This window comes from Pseudomonas sp. N40(2020) (assembly GCF_014472415.1).
GTDB lineage: Bacteria > Pseudomonadota > Gammaproteobacteria > Pseudomonadales > Pseudomonadaceae > Aquipseudomonas.
This window is the reverse complement of the sequence record NZ_JACSZV010000002.1, coordinates 231570-243557: the sequence shown is the minus strand read 5'-3', so window position 1 is coordinate 243557 and position 11988 is coordinate 231570. Positions and strand designations below refer to the sequence as shown.

The 11988-nt window shown below is 60.5% G+C and carries 12 protein-coding genes; 8 read left to right on the top strand and 4 right to left on the bottom strand.

The window, feature by feature from the left end; translation table 11 throughout:
- Positions 1-91: 91 nt before the first annotated feature.
- A complete protein-coding gene (gene cobF, locus IAI51_RS02660) occupies positions 92-853 on the bottom strand; it encodes a precorrin-6A synthase (deacetylating) (protein WP_187677074.1) in 762 nt (253 codons plus the stop codon).
- Positions 853-1422 carry a histidine phosphatase family protein gene (locus IAI51_RS02655; protein ID WP_187677073.1) on the bottom strand — a complete coding sequence of 190 codons (570 nt, stop codon included), beginning with the start codon at positions 1420-1422 and terminating at the stop codon, positions 853-855. The genes cobF and IAI51_RS02655 overlap by 1 nt, the downstream gene beginning before the upstream one ends.
- Positions 1423-1752: 330 nt before the next feature.
- On the opposite strand from IAI51_RS02655, the gene IAI51_RS02650 reads away from it, so the two are divergent.
- The 8 genes from IAI51_RS02650 (at position 1753) to IAI51_RS02615 (ending at position 10047) form a co-directional block, all read left to right on the top strand.
- The gene (locus IAI51_RS02650; protein ID WP_187677072.1) at positions 1753-2607 is read left to right on the top strand and encodes a MurR/RpiR family transcriptional regulator; all 855 of its coding nucleotides are present in this window, start codon (positions 1753-1755) and stop codon (positions 2605-2607) included.
- A 2-nt stretch (positions 2608-2609) separates the two neighbouring features.
- The gene (locus IAI51_RS02645) at positions 2610-3254 is read left to right on the top strand and encodes an isochorismatase family cysteine hydrolase (protein ID WP_187677071.1); all 645 of its coding nucleotides are present in this window, start codon (positions 2610-2612) and stop codon (positions 3252-3254) included.
- Positions 3251-4582 carry a glutamine synthetase gene (locus tag IAI51_RS02640; RefSeq protein WP_187677070.1) on the top strand — a complete coding sequence of 444 codons (1332 nt, stop codon included), beginning with the start codon at positions 3251-3253 and terminating at the stop codon, positions 4580-4582. Before IAI51_RS02645 ends, IAI51_RS02640 begins: the two co-directional genes overlap by 4 nt.
- Positions 4566-5318 carry an N-formylglutamate amidohydrolase gene (locus IAI51_RS02635; RefSeq protein WP_187677069.1) on the top strand — a complete coding sequence of 251 codons (753 nt, stop codon included), beginning with the start codon at positions 4566-4568 and terminating at the stop codon, positions 5316-5318. Before IAI51_RS02640 ends, IAI51_RS02635 begins: the two co-directional genes overlap by 17 nt.
- A gap of 91 nt (positions 5319-5409) precedes the next feature.
- Entirely contained in the window at positions 5410-6759 is a 1350-nt protein-coding gene (locus IAI51_RS02630; protein WP_187677068.1) for an APC family permease, read from the top strand.
- 117 nt (positions 6760-6876) lie between these two features.
- Positions 6877-7893: an arginine N-succinyltransferase gene (locus IAI51_RS02625; protein ID WP_187677067.1), complete on the top strand. Its 1017-nt coding sequence runs from the start codon at positions 6877-6879 to the stop codon at positions 7891-7893.
- Between the two features lie 61 nt (positions 7894-7954).
- Positions 7955-8989, top strand: coding sequence for an arginine N-succinyltransferase (astA, locus tag IAI51_RS02620; RefSeq protein WP_187677066.1), 1035 nt, complete (start codon positions 7955-7957; stop codon positions 8987-8989).
- Positions 8990-9177: 188 nt separating this feature from the next.
- On the top strand, positions 9178-10047 hold the full coding sequence (locus IAI51_RS02615) for an oxaloacetate decarboxylase (RefSeq protein ID WP_016774123.1): 870 nt from the start codon (positions 9178-9180) through the stop codon (positions 10045-10047).
- 131 nt (positions 10048-10178) lie between these two features.
- Here IAI51_RS02615 and IAI51_RS02610 read toward each other — a convergent pair whose 3' ends face one another.
- Positions 10179-10481: a hypothetical protein gene (locus IAI51_RS02610; RefSeq protein ID WP_187677065.1), complete on the bottom strand. Its 303-nt coding sequence runs from the start codon at positions 10479-10481 to the stop codon at positions 10179-10181.
- Positions 10482-10710: 229 nt separating this feature from the next.
- Entirely contained in the window at positions 10711-11949 is a 1239-nt protein-coding gene (locus IAI51_RS02605) for a M20/M25/M40 family metallo-hydrolase (RefSeq protein WP_187677064.1), read from the bottom strand.
- Positions 11950-11988 lie beyond the last annotated feature (39 nt).

Genomic DNA, 11988 nt, shown 5'->3' with positions numbered 1-11988 from the left:
AGACAGCGAGCGGATCCACGACATCCGCCCGCTGTCTACCTGCTTACCTGCAGGAGTTGCCGAAGGCTGCTCCGATAGAGGATTGTGTCGTTCACGAATATGGCTTGCGCAGCAAATAAGTATCCATGATCCACCCATGCTCAGCCCGTGCAGCCTTGCGCACCCGCTCGATCTCATCCGCCACCTCCCCGATTTTGCCGCTGATCAGAATCTCATCCGGCGTGCCCAGATAGGCCCCCCAGTAAATCTCTGTCTGCGGATCAGCCACATGCTGGTAGGAATCTTCGGCGTCGAGCATCACCACCAGACTGTCGGCATCACTCACCTGCCCCGCCGCCAGACGCCGGCCTGTGGTGATTTCTATCGAGCGGCCAATCGTGTTCAGCGGCACCTTGTGCTGCGCGGCCAACGCCTGAACGCTGGTAATCCCGGGGATCACCTCAAACTCGAAGGCACAGCGGCCTGACGCCAGAATCGCCTGGAGGATACGAATGGTGCTGTCGTACAACGCCGGATCGCCCCACACCAGAAAACCGCCGCACTCGCCGTCAGACATTTCGTCATTGATCAGCCGTTCGAAGGTTTGCTGTTTGGCGCGATTCAGATCATCGACGCTGGTGGTGTAGTCCACGTCGCCACGCTCGCGCTCCGGGCTGTGGGCTTGGACGAAACGATACGTGGGATCCGTGATGTAGCGCTCACAGATCTCGCGACGCAGGTCGATCAGTTGGTCCTTGCTCGCGCCTTTATCCATCAGAAAAAAAACATCCACCCGATTCAGCGCTTTCACCGCCTGCATCGTGATGTAGTCCGGATTGCCGGCACCGATGCCGATCACCAGCAGTTGTTTCATCAGTGCGCTCCTGCAACGTCGAGACCGGGCAAGCGTAGCCGCCAGCGCCCCGTGAAGCGCAATTCGACAACCGATAACGGCTCGACATCAATGTCATGAAAGGCCGAACCGCGCATCATCTGCATCAGCGCGGCGCGGATGATGAACGGATGGGTGACCGCCACGACATGGCCCGGCGTGGCTTGCAAACTGACCAGCCACGCTGCCACCCGCTCACAAAGTTGCGCAACCGACTCACCACCGTGGGGCGTGGCGTGGGGATGTTCGAGCCAGGTGCGCAACGCCGCTTCCTGTGTGCTTTGCAGATCCTTGATCGATTGGCCGTGCCACTGCCCCCAATCACAATCGCGCAGCGCCTCATCGACTTGAGCATCCGCGCCAAACCACGCCGCCGTCTGCCGGGTGCGCAACTCCGGTCCGCAGATCAAACGCCGCGGAGGTTGGAAACGCGTAGCCAGCGCCTCAGAGGCCAAGCCAATATTTTCAACAGGCTCACTCGTAGGAAAACGCGCCAATTTTTGTGCGACGGTTCGTGCATGGCATATCAATGTCAAACGGCTGGTTTGCACAATCAATCACTCGGTCGAGGGACATCAAAATTCAACGGCGCATTGCCGATATGTTGGCCATTGTGCCGTAAACCGAGGCTTCCGGACTGACCGATGCCGCGAAGTGTCACTCAGCGATGGCGAAAAAGCGGCGATATCTGACACCACAATGGGCAATGGACTACAAGACATGTCGACCTCAATGTAGCCCTTGTTACACGGGTATCTCGCCCCATTTTAGGGCCTTTTCAACACGGCAAAAAAATCGCTAGACATGTAGCGTCCGTTACATAAATACTGTTTTAACGGATTGTGAAACGAATTCGACACACCCATCCAGCAGGAGCCAGGATGCCCCCTCTCAGAGACCTGATCACCGACCCCGGCCTCGACCTTACGCCGTCGGAGCGCAAAGTTGTTCGCGCCCTGCTTGATCAGTACCCACGCAATGGGCTGGGGCCCATGGCGCGACTGGCCGAACATGCCGGCGTCAGCGATCCGACCATCGTCAGGCTGGTGAAAAAACTCGGTTTCGGCGGTTATGCCGAATTCCAGGACGCCCTGCTCAGCGACATGGACCATCGCCTGCGCTCGCCGCGCACCCTGCTGCAGCCACGCGCGCAGCAGCAAAAGGATGACGCCTGGAGCCACTATCTGGGCGACAGCCACCGCCTGCTGGTTGAAACCCTATCGCTGACCCAACCCGAAGACGTGCGCATCCTCACCGACTGGCTGCTCGATGGCCGACATCAGGTGTACTGCTTCGGCGGCCGTTTCAGCAGCCTGATGGCGACTTACCTGCTCAATCACTTGCGCCTGCTGCGCCCCGGTTGCTTTGCACTGGAGGACAACGCGCAACTGCCCGATCGCCTGTTCGATCTGCAACGCCAGGACGTGGTGCTGGTGTTTGACTACCGCCGTTATCAAACCCAGGCCCTGCGCGTCGCCAGTGCCGCGAAAAACAGCAACGCGCGCGTGGTGCTGTTCACCGACATCTACGCCTCGCCGCTGCGCGAACTGGCTGATCTGATCATCAGCGCCCCGGTGGAATCGGCTTCGCCGTTCGACACCATGGTCCCGGCGCTGGCTCAGGTCGAAGCACTGATCGCCTGTCTGACCCTGCGCACTGAAAATCTGGCCGATCGCCTGGAAGGCATCGACGCCCTGCGCAACGACTTCAACACCCACCTGCTGGAGGATAAATAAGGATGTTCAGCCTTCCCCACCGCTCGCCGCGGGACTTGCCGTTTGTCACCGACCATACCGCGTTGCTGCTGGTCGACATGCAGCGTGCCTGGCTCGAACCGCAGTTCGACCCGCACCTGAACGGCCCGGACGGCGAGTATTTCCTGACCCGCGCGCACATGCAGGTGGTGCCCAATCAACGCCGGTTGCTCAGTGCCTTTCGTCAGGCGCGGCAAAACGTCCTGCACACCATCATCGAAAGCCTGACCGCTGATGGCCGCGACCGCTCGCTGGATCACAAGCTGTCAGACATGCACCTGCCCAAGGGCAGCGCGCAGGCGCGAATCATTGAAGACCTGACCCCGGTGGAAAACGAAATCGTCCTGCCGAAAACCTCGTCCGGGGTCTTCAACTCGACCAACATCGACTACGTGCTGCGCAACCTCGAAACCCGCCATCTGATCATCGCCGGCATCGTCACCGACCAATGCGTCGACATGGCCGTGCGCGACGCCGCCGACCGTGGCTATCTGGTGACGCTGGTCGAAGACGCCTGCGCCACCTACAACGAAGCCCGGCATCACGCCTGCCTGAATGCGATCAAGGGTTACTGCTGGATCACCGACACCGATACCGTGCTCGCTCGGTTGCAGGAGATGCAGCAATGAGCGCACGCCTGACGCCGCTGCCGATGACCACCATCGTCACCACTGACCTGATCGGCATCACCCGTGGCCGCTCGTTCCCCACCGATGAACTTGAGCATTACCAGGCCGCCGGTTGCGGCTGGGTTCCGGCCAACAGCGCGTTGACGCCCCAAGACATCATTGCCTCGACCAACCCGTGGGGCGCTTATGGTGACTTGCGCCTGATTCCCGATCTGAGCAGCCGCGTCACCGTCAGCAACGGGCCGGATGCCGATGCGCCAGCGCTGGATTTCATTCACGGCGATATCCGCGAAACCGATGGCCGCCCGTGGGGCGCCTGCCCGCGCACGTTGTTGCGTGATGAAATCGAGCGCTACCGCGACGCGTTGGGGTTGCAGGTCAACGCCGCGTTCGAACACGAATTCAACTTGCATGCAGGCTTTGCCGAACACCTGGCGTTTTCCCTCGAAGCGCAGCGTCAGGGCGCCGAATTCGGCGGCTGGCTGCTCAGCGCCCTGCGCGCCGGTGGCGTCGAGCCGGAAATGTTCCTGCCGGAATACGGCAAGCATCAATACGAAATCACCTGCCGTCCAACCCTCGGCGTGGCAGCGGCGGACCGCGCAGTAAACGTGCGCGAGATTACCCGCGAGATTGCCCGGCAAATGGGCCTCGACCTGAGCTTCGCGCCGAAAACCGCCGAGAACGCGGTGTGCAACGGGGTACACCTGCACGTCAGCCTTCTTGATCTGGCCGGCCAGCCAATGCTCTACGACGCGGGTACCAGCAATGGTCTGTCGACTCTCGGCCAGCATTGGGCGGCGGGCATCCTGCATTACTTGCCGGCGCTGTGTGCGTTTACTGCGCCGACGCCGGTGTCGTACGAGCGCTTGCAGCCGCACCACTGGAGCGCGTCCTACGCCTGCCTGGGCCAGCAGAACCGTGAAGCGGCGCTGCGCATCTGCCCGACGGTGACGCTGGGCGGCAAATCCGTGGCCACGCAGTTCAACCTGGAATTCCGCGCCATGGACGCCACCGCCTCGCCGCACCTGGCCATGGCTGCGCTGCTGATCGCCGGACGCCTGGGCATCGAACAGCGTCTGGCGCTGAACGCGATCACCGATGAGATTCCCGACTCACTTAACGACGAGCAACGCACGGCGCGGGGCATCGTTGCCCTGCCCGTCTCGCTGGCCCAGGCACTGGATTGCCTGCGCAACAGTGGCGCCTTCAATGAATGGCTGCCCAAGCCGTTGCTCGATACTTACCACGCCCTGAAAACCGAGGAACTGGCGCTGACGGAACAGCTCTCGCCCGCTGACCTGTGTGAACACTATGCACGCCTGTACTGAATCCACCGAACTGGGGTTGTACACCCGACCGGTCTACAACCTGAGCCGAGCTGACTCGACGCACCCGGTGATTCTGGTGTGCGAGCACGCCAGTCGCTACATCCCAGAGGCCCTGAACAACCTGGGTCTGGACGATGCCGCCGCGCGCGAGCACATCGCCTGGGACATCGGCGCGCTGCAACTGGCCGAGCAATTGTCGGAAACACTCGGCGCGACGCTGTTGAGCGCCAACTATTCGCGGCTGCTGATTGATCTGAATCGACCACGGCATGCGCCTGACAGCATTCCGGCGCAGAGCGAGATTTACCAAGTGCCGGGCAACCGCGAGCTGGACGAAGCCACCCGAGAATACCGGCGCCAGACGCTGTTCAAGCCGTTTCACACACAGTTGCAGACGCTGATCGACGAACGCATCGCCAAGGGTCAACCGGTGCGGGTGGTCGGGATTCACAGTTTCACCCCGGTGTATTACGGCCAGCCGCGCCCGCTGGAAATCGGCGTGTTGTTTGGTCAGGCCAAGGCGTATGCCCAACGGCTGCTCGACGGCCTCGAAGAGCTTCCGCTGAAAGTCGCGGGCAACCAGCCGTACAAGATAGATCCGCTGGGCGACATGACCGTGCCGGTGCACGGTGACGCCCGCGGCCTGGAGTCGGTGTTGATCGAGGTGCGCAACGACTTGCTGCAAAGCCCGGAAGCCGTCTCGCGCTGGGCTGGATACCTCGCACCATTGCTGTAAGGAAAGACGCCTGTAAAGACTGCTGATGCTGTAACGGATTACCGATAGAAGAACTAAAAGACAATCGATGGCTGACAAGGAGTTGCGCTTCATGGAAATTGAAGAATTCGGCTACAAGCAAGAGTTGAAACGGAGCCTCACGCTCACGGATCTGGTGGTGTACGGGATGATCTTCATGATCCCCATCGCCCCGTTCGGCGTGTATGGCTACGTGAATGCCGAGGCACCGGGAATGGTGCCGCTGGCGTACATCATCGGCATGGTGGCGATGCTGTTCACGGCGTTGAGCTACGGCAGCATGGCCAAGGCTTTTCCGATCGCAGGCTCGGTGTATTCCTACGCGCAACGCGGCCTCAATCAACACGTCGGCTTCATCGCCGGTTGGCTGATGCTGCTCGATTACCTGCTGATACCACCGCTGCTGTATGTGTATGCGGCGATGGCGCTCAACCATTTGTATCCGGACATTCCGAAAGTCGGCTTCATTCTGGCGTTCCTCGTCAGCGCGACTTTCGTCAACCTGCGCGGCATCACCTTCACCGCGCGGATGAACATCATTTTCCTGTTGGCGCAACTGGTGGTGCTGGGCATCTTCCTGTTCTACGCCTGGAACGCCCTGCACAACGGTGGCGGTAACGGCGAGCTGACTCTGGCGCCGCTGTATCACCCGGAAACCTTCAATTTCGCCCTGTTGATGCAAGCGGTGTCGATTGCGGTGCTGTCGTTCCTCGGCTTCGACGCGATTTCCACCCTCGCCGAAGAGATCAAGGGCGACCCGGGCCGCAGCGTCGGCAAAGCCGCTCTGATCACCTTGATGGTGATGGGTGTGATCTTCGTTGCGCAGACCTGGATTGCTACTGATCTGGCAGCGGGCATGGGCTTCAAATCCGCCGACACCGCGTTCTATGAAATTGCCGAAATCGCCGCTGGCAGTTGGCTGGCGACCCTGACCGCTGTAGCGACTGCGCTGGCCTGGGGCGTGGCGGTGGCAATCACTTCGCAAGCCGCTGTCTCGCGCCTGCTGTTCGGCATGGCCCGCGACGGCAAGTTGCCGAAAGTGCTGGCCAAAGTGCATCCGAAACACAACACGCCGTACCTGAGCATTTATCTGGTGGCGGTGCTGTCGCTGGTGATCTGCTACCTGTTTATCAACTCGGTCGACACCCTGACCTCGCTGGTGAACTTCGGCGCGCTAAGCGGCTTCATGCTGCTGCACCTGACCGTGATCAACTACTACTGGCGTCGGAAAAAATCCGGTCAGGTCGTGCGCCATCTGATCTGCCCGGTGATCGGCTTCATCATCGTCGCGGCCATCATGTACAACATGGGCGTCGATGCGCAAAAACTCGGCCTGATCTGGATTGGTCTGGGCCTGGTGTACCTGTTTTTCCTCAACAAGTTCGGCGCCAGTACCGCGCTGCCTGACCCGAGCAACGGCTGACAAGAAAAAGAGCGGCGTCTGACAACAAATCAGGCGACCGCCGCTTTAACGCGTGGAAACCGACAGTGATAGTCAGGTTCGGTGATTCGCCGAACCTTTTGATACAGGAGTACATCCATGCTGGTCTTACGCCCAGTCGAGCAGAATGACCTGCCCCAGCTCCAACAATTGGCCCGCGACAGTCTGGTGGGCGTGACCTCCCTACCGGACGACAGCGAGCGTTTGCGCGAGAAAATCGCTGGCTCCTGTGCCTCGTTTGACAGCGAAGCCGCGGCCCACGGCCCGGAGAACTATTTCTTCGTGCTGGAAGATTCCGACAGTCAGCGGCTGGTGGGCTGTTCGGAGATCCTCGCCAAGGCCGGTTTTGGCGAGCCGTTCTACAGCCTGCGCAATCGCCATTTCACCAGTGCCTCGCGGGAGCTGAATATCGAGCACGGCGTGCCGGCGCTTTCGTTGTGCCACGACCTGAACGATCACACCCTGTTGCGTGGTTTCCACATCGACGCAGCGCTAGTGCGAACGCCGTTTTCCGAATTGCTCTCGCGGGCGCGCTTGCTGTTCATCGCGGCCCACGCGCAGCGCTTCGCCGAAGCAGTGATTACCGAAATCGTCGGTTACAGCGACGAGAACGGTCATTCGCCGTTCTGGGATGCGCTGGGCAAACACTTCTTCGACCTGCCCTACGCCGAGGCCGAGCGCCTGTGCGGGTTGCAGAGCCGCGCGTTCCTCGCCGAACTGATGCCGCAATACCCGATCTACGTGCCGATGCTGCCGCAAGCGGCACAGGACTGTATCGGCCGTATTCACCCGGATGGCCAGGAAGCCTTCGACATTCTTGAGCGCGAAGGCTTCGAAACCAACAGCTACATTGACTTGTTCGACGCTGGCCCGACGTTGTACGCGCGCACCGCGAACATCCGTTCAGTCGCTCAAAGCCGGACCGCACAGGCGCAGCAACAATCGCACATTGATGCACGCAGCCGTTATCTGCTGAGCAACGATGCGCTGCATGGCTTCCGGGCCATCGTCGCCGAACTCGATTACCACCCCGATCAACCGCTGTCCCTCACCCCTGCAATGTGTGCGGCGCTGAACGTGACCGATGACAGCCCGATCCGGCTGATTGCCCTGTGAACCGCGCCCGGTTCCGCACCCAACGACAGTGCCCGAACAGGCGCGAAGAAGGAGTTACAGCATGATTGTCCGCCCGGTTAAAGTCAGCGACCTGCCCGCGTTGATGACGCTGGTACAGCAGGCAGGCCCGGGGTTCACCACCCTGCCGGCCAACGAAGATCGCCTGTCCCACCGGGTGCGCTGGGCGCAACGGGCGTTCGCCGAGCAGGTCGAACGTGCCGATGCCGACTATCTGTTTGTGCTCGAAGACGATGACATGCGCGTGGTGGGTGTCAGCGCAATGGCCGGCGCGGTTGGTTTGCGCGAGCCCTGGTACAACTATCGGGTCGGGCTGACGGTGAGTTCGGCCCCGGACCTGGGCATTCAACGGCAGATCCCGACTCTGTTCCTCAATAACGAACTGACCGGGCAATCGGAGCTGTGCTCGTTGTTTCTGGGCCATAACCATCGCCACGGCAGCAACGGCCGCTTGTTGTCGTTGGGGCGTTTGCTGTTCGTCGCTGAGTTCCCGCATCTGTTTGGCGAGAAGATGATCGCCGAACTGCGCGGCAGTGCCGATGAGCTGGGTTGCTCGCCGTTCTGGGACAGTCTGGGCCGACACTTCTTCCAGATGGACTTCAGTCACGCCGATCACCTGTCGGGGCTGGGCAACAAATCGTTCATCGCCGAATTGATGCCGCGCCAGCCGTTGTACACCTGCCTGCTCACCGAACAGGCGCAAGCCGCCATCGGTCAGGCGCACCCCAATACCGAACCGGCGCTGAAAATCCTCCAGGCCGAGGGTTTCACCCACAAAGGCTATATCGACATTTTCGACGGTGGGCCGGTGATCGAAGCGCCAATCCGCAACATTCGCACGGTGCGCGACAGCCTTGAGTTGGCCCTGAGCCTCGGCACCCCGGACGAACAGGCGCCTCTGTGGCTGATCCATAACCGCCGCCTGGAAAACTGCCGCATCACCGTCGCCCGCGCTCGTCGGGTCGGCAGCAGCTTGGTGATCGACCGCCTCACGGCCAAGCGCCTGCAACTGCAACCGGGCAATTCGGTGCGGGCGGTGATGTTGCCCAATCAACAGCAACAAGCGGTGGCAGCCTGAACTTCAGAGATCACACCACAAGCAAATCCCCCCTTTACAAGTGAATCCTTTCAGCCCGGGACTCACTGCCAGCAGCATCCTTGCAAATTCGTCATGATCATTGACCCATTCGCGTGATAGCCTTTTCATTCTTCGGCGTTGACACCTTTGCTCAAGCCGTTCCATTCCTTTGTATTGGTGGAACTCGTATGACCAGGCTTTCCCATCAAGATTTGCGCCGTAACTTCCGTCAGCTGCTGGCCTCCGACACCTGCTACCACACGGCCTCGGTGTTCGACCCGATGTCCGCCCGCATTGCCGCGGACCTGGGTTTTGAAGTGGGGATTCTCGGGGGTTCCGTGGCCTCGCTGCAGGTATTGGGCGCGCCGGACTTTGCCCTGATCACCCTCAGCGAGTTCGCCGAACAGGCCACCCGCATCGGCCGTGTCGCCCAATTGCCGGTGATCGCCGACGCCGACCACGGCTACGGCAACGCCCTCAACGTGATGCGCACCATCGTCGAACTGGAACGCGCCGGCGTCGCCGCCCTGACCATCGAAGACACCTTGCTGCCCGCCCAATTTGGCCGTAAATCCACTGACCTGATCACGGTTGCCGAAGGCGTCGGCAAGATCCGCGCAGCGCTGGAAGCCAGGGTCGACACGGAAATGGCGATCATCGCCCGCACCAACGCCGGCATCCTGCCGAACCAGGAAATCATCAGCCGCACCCGCCAGTATCAAGCTGCCGGCGCCGATGGCATTTGCATGGTTGGCGTGCAGGACTTCGATCAGTTGGAGCAGATTGCAGAACATCTGACCGTGCCGCTGATGCTGGTGACCTACGGCAACCCGGCACTGCGCGACGACAAACGTCTGGCCGAACTGGGCGTGCGCGTGACCATCGACGGCCATGGCGCGTACTTCGCGGCGATCAAGGCAACCTACGACAGCCTGCGCGAACAGCGGCAGATCTTTACCCAGGCTTCGGACTTGAGCGCGACCGAATTGACGCATACCTATACCCAGCCGGAGGAATACATTCTCTGGGCCAAGGAATATATGAGCGTCAAGGAGTGATGTGTTGGCCGGACTGACGCCATCGCTGGCAAGCCAGACTCCCACAGGTTAAGTGGCTGACCACAGATTTGTGGTCACAAGAAAATCCTGTGGGAGCTGGCTTGCCAGCGATGACGTCAGCCGCCACAGCGCTAAATCGGGGTTTTGTAAGCCTCCTCCCGCTGCATCGCCCTGGCCTGAATCACATTCAAAATCGCACACCCTTCGCGCATCAACAGATGCACCGCGCTGGTCACCCGCGTCAGGTCAAAATCGGAAATACCCTTGAGGTTGAGGCTGGACAAGGTGTCCGCCAGATCGCGCACAACCACAAACCGGTGCATCGCACAGGCGGCCATGTCGCTGAGTTCTTTGTGGGTGTTGATATAGAGCACCGGGGACTCGGCGTCGTAGGTGTCGATGGGGATGTAGCGAGGCATTACTTGGTCAGTCATCGAGTTCACTCCAGAAGGGTCAGGTCCTGTACTCGACCGGCCAAGATCGTCGCAGAGTTTTCCGCGAATCGAGACTATAAAAGCCGCACTCGATAGTCGCAATGAGAGTCTCTGTCAGACTTTTCGCTAATTTTTGTACGTAGTTGAAGCCCCTGTAGGAGCAGCCTCGTTTCACTCGACAGCTCCTACAGGACGGGGGGGTTACGCTATGAATAACGACAAACTCCCGTCACTGCCCCTTGGACAACTCCATAATCATCCGCGACAACAGATATATCCGCGGCGCCACACTCGCCACCTCCGCATATTCCTCCGGCGTATGAATATTGCCGCCAACAATCCCGAAGCCATCCAGCGTCGGCATGCCAACCCCGGCCGACAGACTCGCATCGGCCGCGCCACCGCTGCCCTCCTCGGTCAATTTGCGGCCGATTTCGCCGTAAATCCCCTGCGCCATGGCCATCAAGCGATCCGACTCGGCCGTTTGCGGCATAGGCGGTAACCCGCGCTGCAAAGAAGTCTTCACCTCAGTGTCAGGAATCAGCTTGTCCTGCGACACCCGCGCCAGATCCTTCTCGATCCGGTCGAACTCCTCCGGCACCGCCGCACGCACGTCAGCCTTGGCCGTGGCTTGATCCGGAATCACGTTGGTGCGATCGCCAGCCTTGAGCACGGTGAAGTTGATGGTGGTTTTCTTCGCCTCATCACCCAGCTTGCCCAGTTGCAGAATCTGGTGCGCCGCTTCCATCGCCGCGTTGCGCCCCAATTCCGGCGCGACCCCGGCATGCGCTGCTTTGCCCTTGACCTCGACCACCGCCGTCGCGCTGCCCTTGCGCCACACCACAAGGCCATCGGCCGGACGACCCGGCTCAAGATTGAGCGTCACGTCATGCAGTTTGGCGGTTTTCTTGATCAGGTCGGTGGCGACGTCCGAGCCGGTTTCTTCGCTGGCGTCGAGCAGAAAGGTGATTTGCGCGTAGTCCTTGAAGTCGAGGTTTTTCAGGATTGTCAGTGCATAGATCCCGGCGACGATGCCGCCCTTGTCGTCCATCACCCCCGGGCCGTAGGCGCGTCCGTCCTTGATGTGGAATGGCCGCTCGGCCGCCGAACCTTCCTTGAACACCGTGTCCATGTGCGCCATCAGCAGGATTTTCGCCTTGCCGGTGCCCTTGAACGTGGCCAGTACGTGGTTGGTTTTTTCCGGGGTGTTGGGTATCAGTTCGAGGGTGGCGCCGAGCTTTTTCAGTTCATCGATGACGATCTCGCTGACTTGCTTGAGGCCCGGCTCATAACCGGAGCCTGTATCGATATTAACCAAGCGTTCCAGCAGTTTCAGGGCTTCGGGCTGGTATTGCTCAGCATTGGCGAGGACTTGTTTATGCGGTTCGGCATTGGCGGTAGCGGCAGAGAATGCGAGCGTCAGGCCGAGGCTGGCGGCCAGCAGGGAGCGGGAAAATGAGAACGTCATGAATCGATCCTTGTTTCGCGTCGGGAGGGACTTGAACCG

What these genes read in the sequence shown, in the direction of transcription:
- cobF (WP_187677074.1), bottom strand. Translation starts at nt 853, where the DNA reads ATGAAACAACTGCTGGTGATCGGCATCGGTGCCGGCAATCCGGACTAC.
- IAI51_RS02650 (WP_187677072.1), top strand. Translation starts at nt 1,753, where the DNA reads ATGCCCCCTCTCAGAGACCTGATCACCGACCCCGGCCTCGACCTTACG.
- IAI51_RS02645 (WP_187677071.1), top strand. Translation starts at nt 2,610, where the DNA reads ATGTTCAGCCTTCCCCACCGCTCGCCGCGGGACTTGCCGTTTGTCACC.
- IAI51_RS02640 (WP_187677070.1), top strand. Translation starts at nt 3,251, where the DNA reads ATGAGCGCACGCCTGACGCCGCTGCCGATGACCACCATCGTCACCACT.
- IAI51_RS02635 (WP_187677069.1), top strand. Translation starts at nt 4,566, where the DNA reads ATGCACGCCTGTACTGAATCCACCGAACTGGGGTTGTACACCCGACCG.
- IAI51_RS02630 (WP_187677068.1), top strand. Translation starts at nt 5,410, where the DNA reads ATGGAAATTGAAGAATTCGGCTACAAGCAAGAGTTGAAACGGAGCCTC.
- IAI51_RS02625 (WP_187677067.1), top strand. Translation starts at nt 6,877, where the DNA reads ATGCTGGTCTTACGCCCAGTCGAGCAGAATGACCTGCCCCAGCTCCAA.
- astA (WP_187677066.1), top strand. Translation starts at nt 7,955, where the DNA reads ATGATTGTCCGCCCGGTTAAAGTCAGCGACCTGCCCGCGTTGATGACG.
- IAI51_RS02615 (WP_016774123.1), top strand. Translation starts at nt 9,178, where the DNA reads ATGACCAGGCTTTCCCATCAAGATTTGCGCCGTAACTTCCGTCAGCTG.
- IAI51_RS02610 (WP_187677065.1), bottom strand. Translation starts at nt 10,481, where the DNA reads ATGACTGACCAAGTAATGCCTCGCTACATCCCCATCGACACCTACGAC.
- IAI51_RS02605 (WP_187677064.1), bottom strand. Translation starts at nt 11,949, where the DNA reads ATGACGTTCTCATTTTCCCGCTCCCTGCTGGCCGCCAGCCTCGGCCTG.